At 43.3% G+C, this 22,051-nt stretch carries 22 protein-coding genes; 17 read left to right on the top strand and 5 right to left on the bottom strand.

Features of this window, described 5'->3' with window-relative positions; translation table 11 throughout:
• Nucleotides 1–233 precede the first annotated feature (233 nt).
• From MA_RS04300 to MA_RS04290, 3 genes are all read left to right on the top strand, one after another.
• Nucleotides 234–629, top strand: a complete 396-nt coding sequence (locus tag MA_RS04300; RefSeq protein ID WP_048066143.1) for a DUF1699 family protein — start codon at nt 234–236, stop codon at nt 627–629.
• A 483-nt stretch (nt 630–1,112) separates the two neighbouring features.
• Nucleotides 1,113–1,655, top strand: a complete 543-nt coding sequence (locus MA_RS04295) for a hypothetical protein (RefSeq protein ID WP_011020868.1) — start codon at nt 1,113–1,115, stop codon at nt 1,653–1,655.
• Nucleotides 1,648–3,048 carry a DHHA1 domain-containing protein gene (locus MA_RS04290; RefSeq protein WP_048064974.1) on the top strand — a complete coding sequence of 467 codons (1,401 nt, stop codon included), beginning with the start codon at nt 1,648–1,650 and terminating at the stop codon, nt 3,046–3,048. The genes MA_RS04295 and MA_RS04290 overlap by 8 nt, the downstream gene beginning before the upstream one ends.
• A 110-nt stretch (nt 3,049–3,158) precedes the next feature.
• Here the strand turns inward: MA_RS04290 and MA_RS04285 are convergent, their stop codons facing one another.
• The 3 genes from MA_RS04285 to MA_RS04270 all read right to left on the bottom strand — a co-directional run bounded on the left by MA_RS04285 (nt 3,159) and on the right by MA_RS04270 (nt 5,937).
• A complete protein-coding gene (locus tag MA_RS04285; protein WP_011020866.1) occupies nt 3,159–3,917 on the bottom strand; it encodes a DUF128 domain-containing protein in 759 nt (252 codons plus the stop codon).
• A 304-nt stretch (nt 3,918–4,221) separates the two neighbouring features.
• Nucleotides 4,222–4,962: a glucose-6-phosphate isomerase family protein gene (locus MA_RS04275; RefSeq protein ID WP_011020865.1), complete on the bottom strand. Its 741-nt coding sequence runs from the start codon at nt 4,960–4,962 to the stop codon at nt 4,222–4,224.
• A gap of 225 nt (nt 4,963–5,187) precedes the next feature.
• The gene (locus MA_RS04270; protein WP_011020864.1) at nt 5,188–5,937 is read right to left on the bottom strand and encodes a ribonuclease H-like domain-containing protein; all 750 of its coding nucleotides are present in this window, start codon (nt 5,935–5,937) and stop codon (nt 5,188–5,190) included.
• A gap of 436 nt (nt 5,938–6,373) precedes the next feature.
• On the opposite strand from MA_RS04270, the gene mdh reads away from it, so the two are divergent.
• The 8 genes from mdh to MA_RS04240 all read left to right on the top strand — a co-directional run bounded on the left by mdh (nt 6,374) and on the right by MA_RS04240 (nt 14,996).
• A complete protein-coding gene (mdh, locus tag MA_RS04265; protein WP_011020863.1) occupies nt 6,374–7,297 on the top strand; it encodes a malate dehydrogenase in 924 nt (307 codons plus the stop codon).
• 879 nt (nt 7,298–8,176) lie between these two features.
• A complete protein-coding gene (locus MA_RS04260) occupies nt 8,177–8,434 on the top strand; it encodes a PRC-barrel domain-containing protein (protein ID WP_011020862.1) in 258 nt (85 codons plus the stop codon).
• A 20-nt stretch (nt 8,435–8,454) separates the two neighbouring features.
• A complete protein-coding gene (locus tag MA_RS29710) occupies nt 8,455–8,880 on the top strand; it encodes a tRNA(His) guanylyltransferase Thg1 family protein (RefSeq protein WP_011020861.1) in 426 nt (141 codons plus the stop codon).
• A gap of 27 nt (nt 8,881–8,907) precedes the next feature.
• Nucleotides 8,908–9,186: a hypothetical protein gene (locus tag MA_RS29705; protein ID WP_011020860.1), complete on the top strand. Its 279-nt coding sequence runs from the start codon at nt 8,908–8,910 to the stop codon at nt 9,184–9,186.
• 38 nt (nt 9,187–9,224) lie between these two features.
• Entirely contained in the window at nt 9,225–10,178 is a 954-nt protein-coding gene (locus MA_RS04250; protein WP_011020859.1) for a tyrosine--tRNA ligase, read from the top strand.
• 175 nt (nt 10,179–10,353) lie between these two features.
• Entirely contained in the window at nt 10,354–11,526 is a 1,173-nt protein-coding gene (locus MA_RS04245; RefSeq protein ID WP_048064972.1) for a hypothetical protein, read from the top strand.
• A gap of 440 nt (nt 11,527–11,966) precedes the next feature.
• Entirely contained in the window at nt 11,967–12,110 is a 144-nt protein-coding gene (locus tag MA_RS26535) for a hypothetical protein (protein WP_157860101.1), read from the top strand.
• Nucleotides 12,111–12,440: 330 nt separating this feature from the next.
• Nucleotides 12,441–14,996, top strand: a complete 2,556-nt coding sequence (locus MA_RS04240; RefSeq protein WP_162013069.1) for a CARDB domain-containing protein — start codon at nt 12,441–12,443, stop codon at nt 14,994–14,996.
• 71 nt (nt 14,997–15,067) lie between these two features.
• On the opposite strand, the gene MA_RS04235 is transcribed toward MA_RS04240, so the two are convergent.
• Entirely contained in the window at nt 15,068–15,424 is a 357-nt protein-coding gene (locus tag MA_RS04235) for a DUF5518 domain-containing protein (RefSeq protein WP_011020856.1), read from the bottom strand.
• Between the two features lie 372 nt (nt 15,425–15,796).
• Here MA_RS04235 and MA_RS04230 point away from each other — a divergent pair, with 372 nt between their 5' ends.
• From MA_RS04230 to MA_RS04205, 6 genes are all read left to right on the top strand, one after another.
• On the top strand, nt 15,797–16,216 hold the full coding sequence (locus MA_RS04230; protein WP_048064971.1) for an HIT family protein: 420 nt from the start codon (nt 15,797–15,799) through the stop codon (nt 16,214–16,216).
• A 186-nt stretch (nt 16,217–16,402) separates the two neighbouring features.
• Nucleotides 16,403–16,630, top strand: a complete 228-nt coding sequence (locus MA_RS04225; RefSeq protein WP_011020854.1) for a sulfurtransferase TusA family protein — start codon at nt 16,403–16,405, stop codon at nt 16,628–16,630.
• Between the two features lie 19 nt (nt 16,631–16,649).
• Nucleotides 16,650–17,069, top strand: a complete 420-nt coding sequence (locus MA_RS04220; protein ID WP_011020853.1) for a DsrE/DsrF/DrsH-like family protein — start codon at nt 16,650–16,652, stop codon at nt 17,067–17,069.
• Nucleotides 17,070–17,236: 167 nt separating this feature from the next.
• A complete protein-coding gene (locus MA_RS04215; RefSeq protein ID WP_011020852.1) occupies nt 17,237–18,391 on the top strand; it encodes a cysteine desulfurase family protein in 1,155 nt (384 codons plus the stop codon).
• Between the two features lie 56 nt (nt 18,392–18,447).
• Nucleotides 18,448–19,110 (top strand): iron-sulfur cluster assembly scaffold protein, encoded by a 663-nt coding sequence (locus tag MA_RS04210; protein ID WP_011020851.1) that lies wholly within the window; start codon nt 18,448–18,450, stop codon nt 19,108–19,110.
• A 52-nt stretch (nt 19,111–19,162) separates the two neighbouring features.
• A complete protein-coding gene (locus MA_RS04205; RefSeq protein WP_011020850.1) occupies nt 19,163–19,927 on the top strand; it encodes a DUF5602 domain-containing protein in 765 nt (254 codons plus the stop codon).
• A gap of 99 nt (nt 19,928–20,026) precedes the next feature.
• Here the strand turns inward: MA_RS04205 and MA_RS04200 are convergent, their stop codons facing one another.
• Entirely contained in the window at nt 20,027–21,196 is a 1,170-nt protein-coding gene (locus MA_RS04200; RefSeq protein ID WP_011020849.1) for a cation diffusion facilitator family transporter, read from the bottom strand.
• Nucleotides 21,197–22,051 lie beyond the last annotated feature (855 nt).

Raw genomic sequence — 22,051 nt, 5'->3', positions numbered from 1 at the left:
AAACCCAAAAAAGCTGAATAAAGTATAAAAACCTAAATTAAACGAAAAAACCTGAATTAAATTCGAATTAAAACTAAGAAACCCTAAATCAAATTCGAATTAAAACCAAAACTAGAAATTAAACCTTTAACTAGGAACCCTAAATTAAACCCTAATTAAACAAAGAAACCCAAAAAAGCCCTAAATTAAACCCTAAAACAAACTCTAAAAACCTGGAAAGAACGGTGATAAAAATGAAAATTAGAGTTGTAAGCTCAAAAGAAGAAATTGACACTTTAAAAATCAATGAGGAAATTGTCCATCTCGCATTCAGACCATCCAACAAGGACATTTTCAAGCTCATTCTGAAGTGTCCAGAGATGAAAGCGATCCACATCCCGAGCTCATACAAAAGAACAATTTCCAGTTCTGCACAGATGTATCTTTCAATGCAGAACATTGCTTTACTTGAAGGCGATGTGTGGGGCCACAGAAAAGACATCAACGAATATTCCGAAGTTTCCCAGCATGTTTTTGACCGCATAAAGGAACTGAAGGAAGAAGGTCTTTCCGATGAAGATACAATAGAAAGACTTGTAAGGGAAACAAGGCTCAGCCCGGACTTTATAACCTTTATCATATCAAATTGAAATAAAACCCTAAATAAGCCGATCAGAATCCTGGTCGGCATTTATTCTCCGGAAAAATTCCCTGCTTTACTTTTTTAATTAGCCGGAGGCATGGCCTGAAGCAAATATCATGTATTCCATAGTTGACTCCGGAAAAATGTATCCGAAAAATGTGTCCCGAATTAATGGATTTAGATTTTCCAGCTACCAGCAAGCTTTTAAAGGAAACTATCCTTCAGGTAAAAAATTACTTTTGGAAATAGTAATCAGATGTATAATGATTAACTTACCCTAATTCCAGTATTCCTATCACAGGCATGCGTACCCAAACTCCAGTATTCCTGTCACAGGTATGAGTTACCGGTATTTGTCGGCATTTATCATTTGCTGCACGTATGCATCATCATTGCCATCTTTAGAGAAAATTATAGATAACAGAGCACAGCCCTTACATTTCAAATAAAAAGATTAAATAAAATAGAGAAAAACAGGAGAACGGATTTTATGACCGAGTTCGAACGTGTGCTTGTAAACTCATTTAACGCATACATTGAGGAAAAAGGCATAAGAGCCATCTCCTATCGACTTAAACAGCACAGGTTTACTTCCCAGTTTCTTGACGTGCTTGTAGATTCCCTTGACCCTGACCTGTACCTGGGCATCGAATGCAAAAGTATTTCCGTGGATAAAGGAGCAAATGCACTTTACTTCTCCCAGCATTTTACTGTAGACAAAAAAGGCATCCATCAAATCGAAAGGATTTCGGACTACCTGAATCGATCGGGAAGGAGAGGCTTCCTTGCAGTGGAGCTTCGCCTCGGGACCGGGCGCGAAAGGGAAGCATATATGGTGCCCTGGGAAGATCTGGAGAAGCTTTATCGTACAAAAAACCTTAAACTCACAGTAGAGGAAATCCGAAGTTTTCCGGAAATCAAAAGGGACGGAAAAGATTACATGATAAACCCCAGAGAGTGGGGAAGAAAAAATCGCTGGGAAAAAGATAGCTTAAATGAGGCAGCAGAGAATCTCGGAGAGAGTAATGACTGAAACTATGGAAGCATTTAGAAAAGAAGCGGACAGGTGTGCCGAAGAGATAAGAAAACACAGGTCAGTGCATATAGTATCTCATATTGATGCGGACGGGCTGACTTCAGCAGGGATTATCTGCACAGCTCTTGAACGGGGAAATTTCGAATATACAACGCGTTTTGTAAAGCAGCTCGATGAAAAAGCCCTTGACACTATTGCAGATGAAAACCACGAATTTGTAGTTTTTACGGACCTCGGAAGCGGGATGTGCGAACAGATAAAAGCCCGCGGGATCAGTGCTGTTGTTTCAGACCACCATCAGCCTCAGGGCACTCTGGATCTCCACCTTAACCCACACCTCTTCGGGGCAAACGGGTCTTACGAACTGAGCGGCTCGGGGACCACCTACCTTCTGGCTTCAGCCCTCGGAAAGAACAGAGACCTTTCCTCACTTGCCATAGTAGGGGCTGTAGGGGATATGCAGCACCTGAAAATGGGGCAGCTTGTAGGGATTAACAGGCTAATTCTGGAGGAAGGGGTGCAAGGGGGGCACCTTGAGTTCAAAAAAGACCTGACCCTGTTCGGAAAGCAGACCCGCCCAATCTACAAACTTTTGCAGTACTCTTCTGATCCTTACCTTCCCGGACTTACCGGAAACGAAGAAGCCTGTATAGAATTTCTTCATGCCCTGAATATCCGCTACAGCCAGGACGAGCGCTGGAGACGCTGGATAGACCTGGAGGTTTCGGAAAAGCAGAAAATTGTCTCAGGGCTCTTCCAGTATTGCCTCAAATCAGGGATCCCGTCATACAGGATCGAGCGCCTGATAGGTGAGGTGTATGTCCTTCTCAATGAGAGGGAAGGAACGGAAATGAGAGATGCCTCAGAGTTTTCCACACTCCTCAATGCTACTGCCCGGTACGACCATGCTGACATCGGGCTTGCAGTCTGCATGGGAGACAGAGAAAACGCCTACGAAGACGCCAAGAAACTGCTTGCCGAACACAGGCAGAACCTCGTTAACGGGCTTATGTACGTTAAAGAAAATGGAGTTACACAGCTCGAGAACATGCAGTACTTCGATGCGGGCTCGCAGATAAAAGAAACTATTGTAGGAATAATTGCAGGCATGAGCTCCACAATAGTCGAAAACCGAAATCTTCCGATTATCGCTTTTGCAAACACAGAGGGAGGGATAAAGGTCTCGGCAAGAGGGACGCAGGACCTGATTCGCAGAGGAGTAAACCTGTCTGAAGCAATGTCAACGGTCTCGGCCGAAGTAGGGGGAGCAGGCGGCGGACATGATATCGCCGCAGGGGCAACTATACCTGTAAACATGAAGGAAGAGTTTGCCCGAAAACTTGACCATTTCATAGGAGAACAGCTTCGACGGAAAACAGGTACAGGATGATTAAAGCGGCCCACCGGAAAGAATTACGGAAAGCCGGCTAAGTGGAAAGCAAATTCAGGGTTCACTAAAAGAAGGGAAAGAAGGGCTGGAGCAGAAGTTGCAAACGGATTTCAGACCAGATCTTCAATCCGGCTCATTTCCTTGAAAGGAATTAGCCTTGACATTGCACTTGTGTCGATGGGAATTCCATACTCCTGCACGACAGCCATCGGATTTGTCCCTCCGATGACAACTATTCCAAGGTGATCTCTCTCAATCGGGATATCCAGAACCCTTGTGTTTGGTTCTCCTACTTCTAAAATTCCGCTGAAGCCTGCGTCCAGAAGGTCAGAAAGGGTGCTTTCGATTGCGTCTCTTGCAACCATGGGAGCTTCTCTCAGGTTTGCAAGAACCTTGCCCGAACCTGTCCTGAGCATTTCAGACACAGACGTAATTCCTTGCGACATCAGGACTTCCAGGGGATCTACGGTTGTACTCACATATGTCAGCACATCGGTAAAACGTATAGGAATGCCATTTCGGATCTGGACAACTCCCCCGAGTTTCGGATGCACAGGAATTCCTGCCTTTAACAGTACGCCATCAATAGTTATACTGCAAACAGTCCCGATCCCTACTTTTCCTTTTCCAACGGTCAGGTTTCCAATTGACTCCCCTTCGGAAATTACTTTTACGTAAGGAGTTACCGAAAGCCCGCTTGAGATTACCATCTTGAAGATCCCGAGCACATCGTCCAGGTCTTTTTTCTCGATAACTGAGAGATTAAGTATGACGTCGCCATCCATCTTTTTAGGATTAAATGTAGTCATGTACATGAGATCTCTGATTCTGGATGATGTAAACTGAATACGGTATCCATTTTTTTGCATTTCAACCCTCCTGTAATTGAAAGTATTAATACCTATTATAAGTTGTGTATTGTATGGAAAAATTATCCTCCCGCTAGAAAAAAATATCCTCTCGATATCATTGGAAAAAATATCTTTCCGATCGGCATCAACCCGATGCCTGCAAACATTGGATACAAATCCCTATCCTTTAAGGACACAATAAAAAGATAAAAATCAGGTTTTAAGACGATAGAAACTAAGGTTTAAAATTAAGGTTTCTTAGATGATTCTTCAGAAAAAATGCGGAATGTGAATCGCACACATCCCAAAACTCGGAAACCCCTCACAGAACTCCCGCCAGGAAGCCCATATAGTCCTGTGGAGCCGATAAGAACCCTAATTTCTCAACTTTATGCACAAGATCGTACATGTTTTCCCCGAAAGCAAGCCCTATTTCATCAAAACCCAGAGGCTTTAGATAACGAATAGGCGGGATATCCCTGTAAAGGGGGTTTTTGGCAAAGCCATCTTTAAGAAGGAAATATGCAGCCCCCGAAAGCCTTTTTATAGGCTCGTAAACCGATGAAAAATCACGACAAACCCAGTTTGCCATTTCAAGAGTCTTTTCAGAAGCGTTTATTGTGACATGCCCGTACCCTGGTGGGATAAGTACAAGGTCTCCTTTTTCTGCCTTGATAATTGCCACATCCAGAACAATGTCCTCTTCTCCAGGCTCCACTTTCTGCAGCAAATAGGTAGCAGAACCGTCAAGTACCTGATAAATCTCAGGATAGGAGACATCCGTGCCGGGAACCGGCGGATGGTAATGACCTACGGTTTTAACGTATTCCGACCCGAGCTTCCCGGGAGGGATTCTTGTAATATCATATCTGAGATGATGGGATTCAATTACCTCATGATCGGCATCACTTTTGGAGAGGTCCCTGAACATATAGTACATGTCCTGATTTCTCTCATAGGTCTTTTCGAACCATTCCCTGTCAAACACAACATCTTCCATGTCCTGGAGCTTTCTTACATCCGCAACAGTGACTTTATCCCCGAACTTCAGTGTTACTGCCATTGAATTCCCCTTTCTTTTAGAGCATACGGATAGCGTTCAATACCATAATGTGTCTGTGCAATTACGTACGAGATTTCATACAAGATTTTGCCATAAAAGCTAGCAATGAATTAGTAAGGCCAAAATCCAGAATAGAAATATAGCATATAAGTTATTAATTGACAATATATACCTGTTGCTGACATTTCTACTTTTTGGCAAGACCTTCAGAGGAAAACGACTGATTCACGTCTTCAGAGCCTTTTCAACCATTTTAGGATAAGTAAGTTCGATAATGGTTTTCAGGTTGACTATATCCTCCCGGTTATATTTAAGCAGAAGGTCCAGAGCTCCCTTATCCCCCTTCTCGTACTGCCTCCAGAGCCTGACCGCATCAAATCCGTCCATCCCATCCGTATCCTCGCTTCTGCGGATTCCAAGCACCTTCTCGATATTTTTGAGACCCCCGCCATACCCGATACGCCGGAGAGGATACATCAGGTCGATATGGAGCTGCTTGAACTCCAGTTCGGGAAATTCGGATTTTATGAAAGGAATATCAAAGCGAGCCCCGTTAAAGGATACAAGGAGCCTGTATTTTGAAAATTCCTCCACTATGTCATCGAGGTTGATTCCCCGCACATACATTTTGGACTCATTTCCGTCATAGATCCCAACAACGGTTATCCTGTCCCTGGCAGGAGAAAGCCCTGTGGTTTCGATGTCAAAGAAAGCAACAGAGTCGGAAAACAGAGAATACGTCCTCCAGTGTTCTGCAGACGGCAGGCGCTGTGAAAAAAAGAAACAATCTTTTTCAGCCAGATGCCTGCAAGAGGTCTTTATTTCCTCACAGATTCTGGTTTTCCTTGAGGGAGGAATAGAGATCCGATCCTCCATTTCCAGAAACTCGTCCCAGCTATTTATTCCCGAAGCCCAGATTTTCTGTTCAAGAGCCTTGCCTACGCCCGGAATGTGAATATATGTGTTCTTCAGCATTTTTCCCCTGACTCATTGGAGGTGATCTTTAATAAAAATACTGCATGAGGACTGAAAGTGATATAGAACGCAGACAGGGGTTTTCAAGAAATATGCAGTCGTTTTGAGATATTGTTAATGGTCAACCTTCCATGAGGACTAAACCCGTGGGCGTGCAGACAAAGTTAATATACTTATTCAGTTATAATATAACCTATTCTTTAATAGAATCTACTCTTTATCGCTTACGGGGGCAAAATATAAAGAGGACGAGAGGGTTCAACTAAATGAGATCGGGGAAAAGGTAAGTTCAGGATTTCTAGAAAGCCAAAAAAATAAATACAAAGAATAGTTACCACCAGACCGATTCGAAATTCAGGATCGATTTTTAATCAGGACTAAGAACAGAATCAGAAAAATCTCCTGAAAATAAATCTTTGATACAGGTGTACGAGTTATGGCTAAAATCTCTGTAATTGGTGCAGGAAATGTAGGTGCGACCACAGTTCAGCGGCTGGCCGAACTGGAACCTGGCGAAATTGTCATGACAGATATTGTGGAAGGGTTACCGCAGGGAAAAGCCCTTGACCTCATGCAGGCAGGGGCAATAAATGGTTATGATACGCAGGTAACGGGTACTAACGATTATGCAGACATTACAGATTCTGACCTGGTGATCATTACAGCCGGAATTGCCAGAAAACCCGGAATGACCAGGGAAGATCTGATGAAAACCAATTCAAAAATAATAGGGGAGGTCTCCCGAAACATTGCAGAGTATGCTCCGAACTCTATTGTTATAAATGTCACAAACCCGCTTGATGTTATAACTTATGTGGCTATGAAAACAACAGGCTTTGAGACAAAAAAAGTCTTCGGAATGAGTGGAGTGCTTGATGCAGGGCGTTTTGCAAGCTTTATAGCAGAAGAACTGAATTGTTCGAAAAAAGACATCGAGGCAATGGTAATAGGAGGGCACGGAGACCTTATGGTCCCCCTCCCCCAGTATACCACCGTATCGGGAATTCCGCTTCCGGAACTGCTCCCGGAGGAGACAATTGCCAGGCTTGTAGAAAGGACGGTGAACGGAGGAGCCGAAATAGTAGGGCTTCTCAAACAGGGGAGTGCTTTTTATGCCCCGTCTGCGGCCATTGTGAGCGTTGCAGAAGCCGTGCTTAAGGATTCAAAGCGCATCCTTCCGACGTCTGCATATCTTGAAGGGCAGTACGGGCAAGAAGGAATTTATTTCGGAGTGCTGGCGAAACTGGGAGCAAACGGGGTAGAAGAAGTCCTCGAGCTCAAACTTGAGGAAAACCAGTACGAGATCCTCAGGAAGTCTTCAGAAACGATCAAAAGGGGAATCTCAAAACTGGGAATATGAGAAATAAATCCAGAAGGGGAAAACAATTCAAGCTTAAAAAGTCAAAATTAAAAAGATCAAGAGTTAAAAGATCAAGAGTTAAAATGTCAACCTGCTTTCGGCAGGTAACTTGATTTTTCCCAAGTATTTTTACTGATAGTGTTTTTGTGGGAAAACACATTTTCTTCCACATTAAACATTACTGCAAAAATGTTTCGTTACTTATATAGGTCGTAAGATTTGAGTTATATGTTAACCAGTTTCAAACCACTTATCTATTAATATAATGTATGAAAAACATAATCAGTAAAAATTCTCAAAATCTAATGTCGACCTGCCGAATATAGGGTCAAGTTAAAAAACAAATCAAAACGAAGATAGATCAAATGGAAAGCGGGTAAGTGAAAAAAAGCAGAGTTGAAGGGGAAATCGAAAAAAAGACGAATTTTATAGAGGAAAAAATCAGCATATTTATCTAGGCGGATTGTAAAAACTCCTGGATATTTGCCTGATTTTCCGTTTTTGCTTGATTTTCCGGTTTATTCTACTATTAAGCTATAAAAAAGCAAAAATTCTTCTGCCTGGACAATTTAGAAAAGAATTTAATAGAGAAAATCCAGCTCACCTCCGATAAAACTTAAACATGGAGTATTTAGCCTAATAAGTAGATTTAAAATCATGTTTCCCGGAAAAATGGAAGAGGTAATTCGTTGATCGTAAACATTAAGACTTAGTATAACTGTAAAATCTGGGATTATATCATTTATAGAGAAAAGAGCTCAGTAAAACTGTAAGATATATAAGTATGTTTTTCATATAAGGTAGAGGAAGAGATTTAAATAAATTTAGGATGCATAGATAACTTAAATTAATGAAATAATTTAATAGAGCAGGGATATAATGCGCGCAGAACTCACATCACTCTTTGGCCTAAACATATACACAAACAACGGTGTTTATGTAGGAAAGTTGCAGGACCTTGTAATTGATGTAGAGGAACAGAAAGTTACCGGGCTTGCTGTTTCGGACATTAACAGGGAACTTTTCGACATCAGCAGCAGAGGTATTATCATTCCCTACCGCTGGGTTATAACAGCAGCAGACATTATTATAATCAGAGACGTAATCCAGAGATACAAAAAGAGGAAAGAAGACTGAATGGTCTTTAGAAAAGGTATATGAAAACCCGGGAAATATATGCTGAAATGCGCTGTATCCCGCCAGTGGTCTTGCGCGCTGACGGCAGGAATTTCAAAAATACACTTTCAGGCCTGGGCTTTGAGAAACCCTATGACAAAACCTTCGCCAGAGCGATGGCGGACACTGCCGAACTCTTCATAAAAAAAAGCGGTTTAAGCCCTCTTTTTGCCTATACTTTTTCAGATGAAATCAGCTTTCTGTTCACAGACCTCCCTTTTGACGGCAGAGTGGAAAAAATCGACTCTGTTGTAGCGAGCTTTCTGGGAAGTGCTCTTACGATAAAACTGCGGCTTGAAGAACCCATAGCTTTTGATTCCAGACTTGTGGCTCTTCAAAAAGAAGAAATCCCGGAGTATTTTCACCGGAGGCAGCTTGAAGCCTGGCGTAACTTTGTAGCTTCCTAGGGATACTATGCCCTCAGAAACGAAGGCATGGGGAGGAACGAAGCTGCAAAATATCTGAAAAGAAAAAAAGAATCGGAAATCCATGAGATGCTTTTTGAAAGAGGAATAAACCTTGCGACGCTTCCTTCCTGGCAGAGGAGAGGAGTCATTATCTCAAAAGAAGCAAGGGAAATACAGGGCTTTAATCCGGTATCCGGCAAAGAGGAAAAATCCCTGCGAAGAAAAATTACTCAGAACTGGGAAATCCCAAAATTCAAATCCGAAAAAGGGATCCCGTTTTTAGAGAAACTTATTAATAGAAACTGAGTTTTTCAGAATAAGAAAAGAAAAGGAATGTAGATGCAATGGACAGACTTGAGCTTATCAGAAGAAATGTTCAGGAAATTGTAACCGAAGAAGAACTTGAAGGACTGCTTAAAAATAAAGAAGCTCCCCGTGCTTACGTAGGCTACGAGCCAAGCGGAAAAATCCACATGGGACACGTCCTTACCGTAAACAAGTTAATAGATTTGCAAAAAGCAGGGTTCAAGATCACTGTCCTGCTAGCGGATGTACACGCTTATCTGAACAAGAAAGGCACGCTGGAAGAGGTCCGGAAGATTGCAGACTACAACAGGCGCTGCTTTATCGCTCTCGGGCTTGACGAAGAACAGACCGATTTCGTATACGGTTCGGACTTCCAGCTGGGAGCCGAATACATGTTAAACGTGCTCAAACTTTCAAGAGCAGTCACCCTCAACAGGGCAAAGAGAAGCATGGACGAAGTAGGACGCGCAATGGACGACCCCACCGTTTCCCAGATGGTTTATCCCCTGATGCAGGCTATTGACATTGCCCTGCTTGAGGTGGACGTGGCAGTGGGTGGGATTGACCAGAGGAAAATCCACATGCTTGCCCGTGAAAACTTAAAGAGCCTCGGGTTTGAAACCCCGATCTGTATTCACACTCCTATCCTCCTGGGGCTTGACGGAACAAAGATGGCTTCTTCAAAGGATAATTTCATTTCGATAGACGATACGGGAGAAGATATCTACAGGAAGTTTAAGAAAGCTTTCTGCAAGATAGGAGACGTAGAAGAAAACCCGATCCTTGCTCTTTTCCGCTACCACATCTTCCCAAGGTACGAGACAGTTGTCATTGAAAGGCCGGAAAAATTCGGGGGAGACATCACATACCACAGCTATGCTGAGATGGAGAGCAACTTTATAGAAGAAAAAGTCCACCCAATGGACCTTAAAAACGCAGCTGCAAAATATATAAATGAGATTCTGGATCCTGTCCGAAAAGTTCTTCTATGAATTCCGTAAGGGCAAAAACCTCCCAAAGATTTTAGAAAGAATCCGGGGCAAGGGCACGACGTAAGGGGAGAGGAAAACATGGTATAAAAATACCTGAAGATTCCGGATAAAATGTTATATAGCTATAAGGCATAGAATATTTGGAGAGTTAGTTCAGATATCCAGGGTGCTTTTCATGAAATATATTTATCAGGACTCTACGGAACTGCCTGTGCAGAGGGATTTCATTGAAGATTTAAAATCATTCATAGATATAACGGCCCGAGTAATCCCTCTGGAGAATTCCATAATAGAAATAAAGTGCAAAAATAAAGAAGCGCTCCATGAATTGAACAACAGAATTACCGGAATGGATATTTTTGAGGAGAAACTCAGCTTACTGGTCAAGAAATTAGCAAAAGATCTGGGCACCGAGGATTTGATGCCCTGTGCCGATGCAATCCTGATCATCTGCCGTGAAAATTTCGAGCGAAACCGTGAAATTCTCGAAATGGAGTCCAGAAAAATAGAAAGTGGAGCTGCCCAGGAATATCAAAAAATTGAGACAAAGGTTCTTGAAGTCCTTACTCCTTTTTTGATCTCAGGAATATATGGAGCAGAGAAGAGATTTGAGCTTTTCAGCAGTATAGGCGGAGTTTCAGGTGAAATGGAAGGTTCGGTTTCAGGCCTGCAATATTATTATAAACTCTGGTTTACAGAAGAACCTCTGACAGTAGAGAGGCTTATCGGAAGCCTTAGCCTGCCCGGCTGGACAAAGACAGGCATTCTGCGGAAAGAAGAGAAAATAAAAATGCAGGATCTCTCCGAGTTTCTCGTAAGTTCCCTCGAATACGACAGTGAGAAAAATGTTCGTATAATTCTTGAAAACAAAAAAGCAAACCGGAAGTTCAGGATAGAAGGAGGAGGGTTCAAGTACTTTGTATATGAGGATGAAAGGGAGATAACCGAAGACAAAGAGCTTGGGGGTTATATAGACATTGAAGATCTTGCCAAAATTCCGGTGAAGGTTCAGAATTACCTTCGGGAAAATCTTCGAACCTATACCCTCTCAAAAGTCCTGCTTGACGAAGAGGATGCAGTCTCAACAAATCAGATTTTCGACTGCCTGAAAGTAATCGCTGAACAGTACGGCGTGATAGTCCACGAATGCCTGGCAAGAGGGCACAATAAAGAGGAAATTACCATTAAAATGGAAGAGGCTGACGGGACGAGAACCGAGAAATATATCTCAAAAGCTGAGATGTATACCCGCCTTTCCGATGTAGGAAGTGAAGGCGTTGAAATCGCCGAAATCCTCGGTGTGGATAGCAGAGCTCAGATTAAGGATAGTAAATATCTGATTGCCTGAGTTTTGTATGTTTAGTTTCTTTTATTAAATTTAGTTTTTTTAATTTGTTTTTATAATTATTTTCGTTTATTATATATCTTCATCCATTAACTTTTTACACATCAATATTTTAGGACTTTGTTTACTTTTTAAACTTTTGTTCACTTGTTAGATCTTATTCCCTCCTTTTATCACTCACCGATTTTTAGATTAAACTCATGAACTGGAACATTTTGAGAAGGGAGAAATAAAAGAGCTTCCTCTACGGAAATGTTGATAGATTTTTGAGAAATTAGTAAATAGAGGCAATCAATGAGTGAATATAATGAATTTTGAGGAAAATCTTCCGAAGTTTGTCTCTGAAATAAAATAAACAGAAATAGATAAAATTATAATATATCAGGTCAGTCCTATAGAACCACAGAGAATAAAGCTTCAGGAAGGTAAGAGCTCGAACTGCTTTGACAGAAGATGCCTTGCGCGCAGCAGAAGAGACGTTTTTACTTAATACGACAGAGGATCAGGCAGAGCAAAACCCTCAGGAAAAAGGGCTTGAGATAGTTCCTCTTCTGAAAAGTAAAGTTTTCGAAGGAGAAAAGAATTGAGAGTGTAGAGCCTTAAATATGAAGCAGGAGAAGTAATGTATTGTATGAAGTAACCCTCGGGCAGGGTATATATATTCCGGAGCAGGAGTTGCTCGAAAATTTTGATCCGAGATAAAAATCAGAAGCTTAATTTCGATGAATTATATAGCTACTTGTCAATAAGCTAGTTATATACCTTAATTTCGACGAACCAGAGATCTACCTGTCATAAGTTACCAATCATAAGCTATTAGTGTACCTTAATTTCGACCAATTAGATGGGTACTTGTCATAGGCTACAATGTATCAGAAATTTCTGTTCATAGACTTGTGGGGCGGAGGCTAATAAAAATGAAAGTAAGTTATTTTCATTCTTTGATTAATGTATTGATAATAACGCTGCTAATTCCCGGAGTTATGCTGGCTGTGGCTGCTGCAGCCGAGGACATACCTTCTGGAGATGATGGAAATTCAACTGTTTTACTACCTGACCTGGTGATCGAGAATGATTTCTCCTGGAGCCCGACAACTCCAGAAGTTGGCGAAGAGGTGACCATCACAGCAACAGTAAAAAATCAGGGAGATGCAGCTTCAGGAGCAACGACTCTGGCCCTCTACATTGACGGAAGTTCGGTTAGAGAATGGGACGTATCCGAGCTATCCAGTGGAGAGAGCAGTTCCGTCTCATATACATGGATTCCGGGATCTGAAGGGTCTGTAGAGCTGAGAGCAGTTGTTGATGAGGACAACCTGATAACTGAGAGTAACGAAGGCAATAACGAAGAAACAGCCACTGTAACAGTAGCAGAAAATAGTCTCCCGGACTTGATAATAAGTACATTTAGCTATCCTGAGGAGCCCGAATCAGGTGAACAGCAGAGAATACAGATAAGCGTGAAAAACGAAGGAACAGCAGCAAGTTCAAGAGCAACGACTCTGGCCCTCTACATTGACGGAAGCTCGGTTAGAGAATGGGATGTACCCAGGTTATCCAGTGGAAAAAGCAGTTCTGTCTCCTATACATGGGTTCCGGAATCCGAAGGGTCCGTAGAGCTGAGAGCAGTTGTTGATGAGGACAACCTGATAACTGAGAGTAACGAAGGCAACAACGAAGAAACAGCCACTGTAACAGTAACAGAAAATAGTCTCCCGGACTTGATAATAAGTACATTTAGCTATCCTGAGGATCCCGAGCCAGGTGAGCATCAGAGAATAAGGGTAAATGTGAAGAATCAGGGAACTGCGACTTCAGAAGCAACGATGCTGGTTCTCTATATTGATGGGGACCTCGTTGAAAATTGGGCTATATCCAGGCTGTCAAGTGGAGAAATCAGTTATAACTCATATACATGGATTCCAACATCAGAAGGAACTGTAGAGTTAAAGGCAGTTGTTGATAAGGACAACCTGGTAGCTGAGAGTAACGAAGAGAACAACGAAAAAACAGCTACCGTAGCAGTAGCGGAAGATTTTTTTCCGGATCTGATTATTGAAGATCTCGTACCTGAATCGGAAGGGGAAGTAGGAAAGACCCTGAACCTCACCTTGAAAGTAAAGAACCAGGGTACGGCTCCCTCAGAAGGAGTTCAGGCAGAATATTATATTAACGGAACCGCCCCAACCCAAGATGATATCCAGGTTCCGGCTCTTTCGGTAGGAGAAGAGAAAGATGTTATGTTCTCTCTGGTTCCGGATAGAGAAGGGCAAATGGAAGTAAAAGTACATATCGACTCCGGGACGGACGTTTATGAGCTTGACGAAAACAATAATGAATTCACAAAAATTGTCGATGTAAAAACAATACGTCCAGACCTTATAATAGAATCGCTATCTTTAAACCCGGCATCTCCGAAAGTAGGGGACGATATTACCTTTACAGTCTCAATAAAGAACAAAGGACTCAGGGACTCGGGAAGCAGCGAGCTAAAATATTATATCAACGGGACCAACCTGACTCAGGAAGGAAAAATATCGATACCTGAAATTGCTATGGGAGAAACAACAACGGGTATTTTTCACTGGGTTCCCGAAGCAGAAGGAAGCGTTGATGTGAGACTGGTAGCAGATTCCGGAAATACCATACTCGAGGAAGACGAAACGGACAATGAACTAACAAAGACCGTGAGTGTCGCCGAAGAAACTACTTCGAACAATGAAGAAAACTCGGATTCCAGTTCCGGCGGTGGTGGCAGTAGCGGAAGTAGCAGCAGTAGCAGCATGGGAAGCGGTGTTTCCAAAGAGCCAGCCAAGAATGTGGAAGTCAAAGAACTTGATACAAGGCACATTATGAGCGGCTACCCTGTCAAATATGATTTCGCGGAGAATGCAACCTGTGTCACATATCTCGAGGTTTCCCCTCTGAAGACGTATAAGAAAACGACAGCAACCGTGGAGGTTCTCAAAGGAAAATCTATTTTTGTCCAGAAGCTTCCGCCTGGAAGAGTATATAAGCAATTAAACATCTGGCTGGGAAATAAAGGAGCAGGAAATGAAGATTCCATTAAGAGCGCCTATACAGGGTTCAAAGTTGAGAAGGACTGGATAGAAAATAACAGTGTTAATGAATCCAATGTAACCCTTCTCTGGTACGACAGCAAATGGATGCCTCTAAGCACTGAAAAAACCGGCGAAGACGAGGACTACGTTTATTTCAGGGCAAAAACTATCGCCTTCTCGTGCTTTGCAATAAGTGAATATACGGGAGAAGAAGGAACTGTAGAAACAGGAGAAGGGATACAGGAAACCCTGAGAGGCTGGGAAGACGGAAAGGCGATTCTGAACAGCAGCGCGGAAAAAGAAGAAGGCGACACAAAGAACCCGATGGGAGTAGCTAAAGTACTTCTTGCCATTTCCCTGCCCCTGTTCATGATTCTTGTAGAGTACTTTGTTCTGAAGAAAAAGATCTGAAAAGATTCTTTCCCTTCAGTCTCTATTTCTTTCATCACAAAGGAGCAGATTTTTAACCCTTAAACGTGGTTTTAGCCCGTTTTTCTTTCAGCAAGAAGAGCTCCAATTACAGAGCCAATAATACCTATTATCGCAGTATGAGCTACGATGACTACTGTGACTATAAAGGCGGAAGCTGCTACAAACCCTCCAAGGACAGGTGCATTACGCAGCACCACTCCAAGGATTCCCCCTAGAAGAAAGCCAGGGATTATCATGAAAATTGTCATCAGGATTCCGGACTTAAGCCCGCCTCCGGGACCTCCATCCGCATAATAACCACCCAGTAAGCCTCCCAGAAAAGGCGCTACCGAGTTTACGAGCGGAATAAAATAAAAAATTAAAGTACATACCAGACCTATTAATGCACCACCTATTGTTCTACCCAATGTTTATACCCCCTGATAGAGCAATTCGGACCTGAGACGAATATAATTACAATTTAATAATTGACTTAATATATAGTTGTGCCCTGCTGGATATACAGTTGCTCCCCGTACTTCATTTCCAGAAAGAGGTATTTTTGGGTTTCTCATCTTTCTGCCGAACTCAAAAATAGAACTTATACCGTCATTTTTATGCTTGAGCCCCGAAAATAATAAGTTTACTCTTCAGGATTCTAATCCGATACCTGGAAAACGTAAAGAGGAAAAATTTAGAATAAACTAAGAAGAGTAAGTGGCCGAGATGTAATTAAAACTTATTCAAGAAAGAGAACCCTGATATAAGTGTACCCTCCTAAACATTTATGGGGACAGCTTATGACAGAAAACTGCCTTTTTTGCAAAATAATAACAGGAGAAATCCCTTCGCACAGGATATATGAGGATGACGCCATTTACGCATTTCTTGACATTTACCCGGCAAGCGAGGGGCATACGCTCATTGCTCCCAAAAAACATTTAAGCAACTTTACGGATATGAACGCAGAAGATGTTGCCCTGCTTTTTGAAGCTGCAAGAAAAGTTACGGCTGCAGTTGAAAAAGCGTTTTCAGCAGAAGGGTCGAACATCGGCATTAATAACGGGGAAGTTGCAGGACAGGAGGTTCCTCATGTGCACGTGCACGTTATTCCAAGGAAAAAAGGGGATGGAGGAAGAGGAATTAAATCAATCGTGTGGACCGAGCCCGATACTGCCAATCTGGAAGAGGTCGCAGAAAAGATCAGAAAAAACCTATGAGAAGAAACTTTAATAAGAAAGCACCCTTTCAAAAAACAGGCGAAGATCTAGAGAATAGGAGACAGCTTCCGGATAATATTATCAATACGAAACGATAATATATTTTTTGGAATATAGTGAATTTAGGGGTAGAAGGCATAGTTGCCTTAGAAACGTTCCATTTCTCTTACTTCGGGGGTAAGAACATTGGCAGAACTGGAAATAGACGTTAGAGGGCAGACCTGCCCGGTTCCGCTGGTAGAGTGCAGAAAAGCATTAAAAAAAGCCTCTCCAGGAGACCTTGTAGTTGTAAAGGGCACGCATCCGGCATCAAAGAAAGAAATTCCCATGGCATGTGAGGCAATGGGACTCGAAGTGCTGGATATCGAAGATAAAGAGGGAGGAAAAGAGTGGGAGATAAAGATCCGGAGGTAAGGCCGGAAAAGGAGGGGAAATGGGGGAAAAAGCAGTTATTGTCCTGCACAGCGGGGATATGGACAAGGTATACAGCGCGCTTATAATAGGAAACGGAGCCCTAGCAATGGGAATGGAAGCCTCCATATACTTCACTTTCTGGGGGCTCATGCGGCTTAAAAAAGGAGAGCTTGAAAAGGGACCGCTTTCCAAAATGAACATGATGGGCATGGGAAGGCAGATGATAAAAAAAAGAATGGACAAAGCCAATGTCGCCTCACTTGAAAGGCTGATGAGCGATTACAAGGAACTTGGCGGAAAGATCATAGCCTGTGAAATGACCATGGAGATAATGGGTATAACAAAAGAAGAGCTTCGAACGGAATGGGTGGACGAATGGGGAGCCGTTGGCTCGTATATCCAGGAAGCCAGGGACGCGAACATAACCCTCTTTATCTGATCCGGGAAGGGGATCCGGAATTAAAATTTCCACGTTAGTCCGGACCTTCCGGGTTGTGTTTGGGGGCTCAAACCTCGGCGTGCCCATTTCGGCTGGAAGTCTTACAATAAATCGAAGAAACTGAGGAAATTGAATTATCTGAGGAGGGGAACAAGATATTCGAAAGTATGATTTATCTTGACAATGCTGCATGCACTCGGCTGGACGAAAGGGTGTTTGAAGCGATGAAGCCTTACTTTTTTGATACTTATGCAGTAGCTACATCCGAGTTTGGCTACTCTATGGGAATCGATGCAAAAGAGGGCCTGGAAAATTCCAGGGAAGGTATAGCTTCAGGGCTTGGGGCAGCTCCTGAAGAAATTGTGTTCACTTCGGGAGATACGGAATCAAGCAACATGGCGCTTAAAGGAGTAGCCTGGGCCCTTAGGGAAAAGAAAGGCAAACACATTATCATCTCGAAGATAGAAGATTTTCCGGTCTTAAATACTGCAAAAACCCTCCAGAAACAGGGCTTTGACGTGACTTTTCTGGATGTGGATGCAGAAGGGTTTGCCGACCTTGAGGAGCTCAAAAAAGCAATCACAAAAGAAACCATCCTTGTCTCGATCCAGCATTCCAATCAGGAAATAGGGACTGCCCAGGACCTTAAAGCTATTTCCGAGATATGCGAAGAAAAAGATGTGCTCCTGCATACCGATGCTACCCACAGCTTTACCCGGCTTCCTCTAAATGTGAAGGATCTGCCCGTAGACCTTGTGACAATGTCAGCCCATACAATTCATGGGCCCAGAGGGATAGGAGCGCTCTGTATCCGGAAAGATACTCCCATTGTTAAATTCATGGACGGGGGTTTTCAGGAGTTTAACCTGAGAGCAGGCGTAGAGAATATTCCCGGAGCCGTAGGGTTTGCAACGGCGGTGAAACTTGTAACTGAAGAAGAAAACCGGCAGCTTGCAGCTATGAGAGACAGGGTAATTGAAAGAGCTCTTTCCGAAATTCCGGAGGTTACCCTCAACGGAAGCCGGGAAAAACGTCTGCCTCAGAACGCAAATCTGACTTTCCACTATGTGGAAGGTGAATCCGTAACCCTGCATATGGATATGAGAGGGTTTGCGGTAAGTACGGGTTCAGCCTGTTTCTCCCGCTCCCTGGAAGCCAGTCATGTGATAAGGGGGATAGGGGGAGACCATGAGAGAGCCCACGGTTCGGTACGTTTTACTTTCGGGCGCTACAACCGAATGGAAGATGCTGATGCGGCTATTGATGCGATGAGTGAAATTGTGGCAAGGCTCAGGGAAATAAGCCCGCTTGCAAAAAAATGAGCTGAAAGAAAGAGAACACGTCGAAAGGGCGGGAAAAGAAAAGGGAGAGCAGGAAAATGAAAATCGAAAAAAAAAGTGAGGGTATAAAGTTTCCTTATAGCGAAAAAGTGCTGGAGCATTTCAGAAACCCGCATAATGTGGGGAAGATAGAGAACGCCGACGGAAAAGGGCTGGAAGGAAGTCCGGCATGCGGGGATATGGTTGCCGTATACATAAAAGTCGAGCCCGAAACAAAGGTTATTGAAGACGTTAAATTCGAATCTTACGGGTGCGCTTCAAATATTGCTACAGGGTCCGTAATCACGGATCTTGCAAAGGGAAAAACTCTGGATGAAGCTAAGAAAATAACCTGGAAACAGGCTTCAGAAGAACTGGGAGGGCTACCCCCGATTAAAGCCCACTGCTCAGTGCTTGCGGTTGAGGGCCTGCGTGCCGCAATCCGGGACTATGAGGAAAAGCACGGGCTTGTTACAGAAAAAGAGCCTACGACCGAAGATGTCGTCCGGCGGAGGCTCAAGCATGTTATGAACCCACTGACGGGACTTGACATTATCCGCACGAATCTGATTCTTAAGATCAGTGTTGAAGCCGGAGTTGTCAGAGTAGTTGTTGACCTGCCTGAGGACCATCAGTTTGCCCCGGCAATAAAAGAGGACATAATAGAAAAACTGGGAGCTTTGTGGGACGTGGAAAAGGTAGACGTGGTGTTTACAGCCTGAATAAACTCTGCATGGGGGGTAATATGAAAAAAAGCCAAATTGTAAGCTGTTTATGCGTGCTCACTTTAATAGTGCTTGTTTTTCAGGTTGCGTCGAAGAAGAATCTCAGACACGGGCTGCAACTCAGGCAGAAAACCAGCCCCTTACGGAAACGTTTACATCGGAAAGTATAGCCCTTGGAGACGGAATAGTTTATTCCTGGGTTACCCTTGATGCCGAAGGGAACCCTTCTGCAATAGGGGTCAATTTCACGGAATTAGCGATCTCAGGACTGCCGGAAGAAGTTGCGGAATACACTCTTCCCCTGCCTGAGGAAGCTTCAGCTACTGCCTTCAACCACATAGGGCTTGACTGGAACCCTGAAGGGCATGAACCTCAGGGAATCTATGACCATCCGCACTTTGATGTCCACTTCTATATGAGAAGTCCTGAAGAGAGGGACAAAATTACGGCGACTGAAGAGGATATGGCAAACCTGTCAAAAGAGCCTGATCCTGAGTTTATTCCGAAAGGATATGTCCCGATTCCCGGAGGAGTCCCCAGAATGGGAGCCCACTGGATTGATCCGACTTCTCCCGAATTCAATGGACAACCTTTCGAAGAGACCTTAATCTACGGCTTTTATGATGGAGAGATGGTATTTATCGAACCGATGGTCACAATAGACTTCCTTAAAACAAAACCTGAACTCACAAAACCTCTTAAGCTGCCGGAAAATTATCCGACAGAAGCTTATTACCCTACCGACTACTCCATAAGATATGACGAAAAAATGGAAGCATATACCGTCACCCTTGAAGGAATGACCCTCAGGTAAAATCATCCGGGAAAAAAGTCGGAAAGTGGAGAGAAGAAAAGTGAAAAGCAGGAGAAGAAAAGTAGAGGAAAAAAGAAGTAAGAACAAATCCGCCGGGTTTCAACCGGGATAAACGTTTAAAACGCGCTTCTGCCTTCCAAGCCTCTTGTCCGGACTTTCGGACCCACAGTGGCAGCACTCCCCTGAGGCTGTAACGGGATCGACATGGATAGTGGTTCCGGAAAGGTAGGAAAAGTTCTCCAGAAGCTTTTCCCTTACGGCATTGGCGATTTCATGCCCCTCCTCAACCGAAAGGGAAGGGTCAACGGAAGCATTGATCTCCGCATGGAGCCTGTGTCCGATCCAGCGTACCCTGAGATCTGTGACTTCACAGACCCCCTCGACACCTTCGGCAATGGCTTTTACCTGATCAAGGACTTCGGGCTCAACGCCGTCAAGAAGGCGGGTGAACACCAGTTTGCTCGAGTCAAGGACTATTTTGAGGATGGCAATTGTTATTAACATGCCAATAAGAGGGTCAAGAATCGGATACCCAAGCCAGACCCCTACTGCCCCTACAAGGACCGCAAGGCTGGTAAAACCGTCCATCCGTGCATGGTACCCGTCAGCGATAAGGGCTGCACTCCCGATTTCCTTTCCGACCTTCATACGAAACTGCGCCACTACCTCGTTTCCGATGCAACCTATGATTGCAGCAAGAGCTACAGCCTGCAAATGCTCCACAGGCCGGGGGTTCAAGAAGCGAGTCACGGATTCGTAACCTGCAACAGCTGCACTGAAGAGGATCAGGAAAACAATGATTACCCCTGCAAGGTCTTCTACCCTGCCGTACCCGTAGGAGAAGCGTTTGCTCGGTTTTCTTCTCGCAAGAGTAAAGGCGATCGCAAGGGGAATCGCCGTTGACGCATCTCCGAAATTGTGAATGGTATCCGCAAGGAGAGCAACACTGCCCGACATAATAACGATGAAAATCTGCAGAACTGCTGTTACCATCAGCCCTATAAAGGACCACTTGACAGCCCAGAGCCCTTTCTGGGTGGCAATTATGGAAGGGTCTACCCTTCCATGCGTATGGCTGTGCCCATGGGAGTGTTCGTGGGGATGAACATGTGAATGCTTGTGAAAAGGGGTATGAGAGAATTTGTGTGAGAGGGAATGGAGGAAAAGCCGGGGATTGAAAAGCCCGCTGTGCTTATGGCTTTGCTCTCGGGACTCCTCAGAAGTGCCCTCCCTTTCATGCAGGTGATTGCTGGAATTCGATCCGGACATTTGACTTCCCCTCATTTTGATTCAGTTCTGATATTAAACTTGATAATAGCTTTATAAATAGGTATTTATCTTTAAAAAATAATTTATTATGCACGTTGTTATACCTTTTATTTGGAAAATAACATAAAAAAGCGCTCTTTCATTTATACCGACTACTTTGAGATCCCTGTGAGATCACAAAAAATTGGATATTTGTTACCCGAAGCAAGGATATGGCTGAAAGCTTACGGGAATAACTGAAAATGGAACTGATTTTTCTCTAAAAAAGCTGCTTTTCGGGAAATTTAGCTTTTTACTTTGAAGCTCGATGTTTGATTTTTAAATAATATTTTTACTCCTAAGTTTACGGATTGGCACATATCAGCAAAAAAATATTAATTTTTCAAAAAAATCGCTTCATAGATGAAATACAGGAAACCAAGAATTTGTGTCATTATATGAACAAATAAGAAAAAAGGCATTTGAAAAAGAAGAAATAAAGACACATTAACGGGAGAAGACAAAGTTACTTTAAGGCAGAGACGATCCCGAAAACAAGAAAATTTAGTCGTTTCCGACTCAGAAAAAGGATGGATATAAAGCTGATATATTCTCCGCCCTGACATAATCCGTAAGCCTGAGTATAAAAATAAAAACAGATGGCCTTAAATCATTATCTTCCGAACTAAGACCTGTTACCCAAATCCGTACCCTTACGTAGTTTTCGAGTTTTAATTAAAGTGGATAGAAATCAATCCTCTATTCTGCAGAGCGAACAGAACTGAGATCAACTGGCGCTTATCCCGGGAACCGTGCAACCCCGGGAGAGATCCAGCAGGATAAGAAAAGGCAATTCTTAAAACCGAGAGGTTAAAC

Origin of the sequence: Methanosarcina acetivorans C2A, from assembly GCF_000007345.1 — an archaeon.
GTDB classification, from domain to species: Archaea; Halobacteriota; Methanosarcinia; order Methanosarcinales; family Methanosarcinaceae; genus Methanosarcina; species Methanosarcina acetivorans.
Note: the sequence above shows the minus strand (reverse complement) of the source record. Positions and strands in the feature narration are given on the sequence as shown.

What these genes read in the sequence shown, in the direction of transcription:
- MA_RS04300 (WP_048066143.1), top strand. Translation starts at nt 234, where the DNA reads ATGAAAATTAGAGTTGTAAGCTCAAAAGAAGAAATTGACACTTTAAAA.
- MA_RS04295 (WP_011020868.1), top strand. Translation starts at nt 1,113, where the DNA reads ATGACCGAGTTCGAACGTGTGCTTGTAAACTCATTTAACGCATACATT.
- MA_RS04290 (WP_048064974.1), top strand. Translation starts at nt 1,648, where the DNA reads ATGACTGAAACTATGGAAGCATTTAGAAAAGAAGCGGACAGGTGTGCC.
- MA_RS04285 (WP_011020866.1), bottom strand. Translation starts at nt 3,917, where the DNA reads ATGCAAAAAAATGGATACCGTATTCAGTTTACATCATCCAGAATCAGA.
- MA_RS04275 (WP_011020865.1), bottom strand. Translation starts at nt 4,962, where the DNA reads ATGGCAGTAACACTGAAGTTCGGGGATAAAGTCACTGTTGCGGATGTA.
- MA_RS04270 (WP_011020864.1), bottom strand. Translation starts at nt 5,937, where the DNA reads ATGCTGAAGAACACATATATTCACATTCCGGGCGTAGGCAAGGCTCTT.
- mdh (WP_011020863.1), top strand. Translation starts at nt 6,374, where the DNA reads ATGGCTAAAATCTCTGTAATTGGTGCAGGAAATGTAGGTGCGACCACA.
- MA_RS04260 (WP_011020862.1), top strand. Translation starts at nt 8,177, where the DNA reads ATGCGCGCAGAACTCACATCACTCTTTGGCCTAAACATATACACAAAC.
- MA_RS29710 (WP_011020861.1), top strand. Translation starts at nt 8,455, where the DNA reads ATGAAAACCCGGGAAATATATGCTGAAATGCGCTGTATCCCGCCAGTG.
- MA_RS29705 (WP_011020860.1), top strand. Translation starts at nt 8,908, where the DNA reads ATGGGGAGGAACGAAGCTGCAAAATATCTGAAAAGAAAAAAAGAATCG.
- MA_RS04250 (WP_011020859.1), top strand. Translation starts at nt 9,225, where the DNA reads ATGGACAGACTTGAGCTTATCAGAAGAAATGTTCAGGAAATTGTAACC.
- MA_RS04245 (WP_048064972.1), top strand. Translation starts at nt 10,354, where the DNA reads ATGAAATATATTTATCAGGACTCTACGGAACTGCCTGTGCAGAGGGAT.
- MA_RS04240 (WP_162013069.1), top strand. Translation starts at nt 12,441, where the DNA reads ATGAAAGTAAGTTATTTTCATTCTTTGATTAATGTATTGATAATAACG.
- MA_RS04230 (WP_048064971.1), top strand. Translation starts at nt 15,797, where the DNA reads ATGACAGAAAACTGCCTTTTTTGCAAAATAATAACAGGAGAAATCCCT.
- MA_RS04220 (WP_011020853.1), top strand. Translation starts at nt 16,650, where the DNA reads ATGGGGGAAAAAGCAGTTATTGTCCTGCACAGCGGGGATATGGACAAG.
- MA_RS04215 (WP_011020852.1), top strand. Translation starts at nt 17,237, where the DNA reads ATGATTTATCTTGACAATGCTGCATGCACTCGGCTGGACGAAAGGGTG.
- MA_RS04210 (WP_011020851.1), top strand. Translation starts at nt 18,448, where the DNA reads ATGAAAATCGAAAAAAAAAGTGAGGGTATAAAGTTTCCTTATAGCGAA.
- MA_RS04205 (WP_011020850.1), top strand. Translation starts at nt 19,163, where the DNA reads ATGCGTGCTCACTTTAATAGTGCTTGTTTTTCAGGTTGCGTCGAAGAA.
- MA_RS04200 (WP_011020849.1), bottom strand. Translation starts at nt 21,196, where the DNA reads ATGTCCGGATCGAATTCCAGCAATCACCTGCATGAAAGGGAGGGCACT.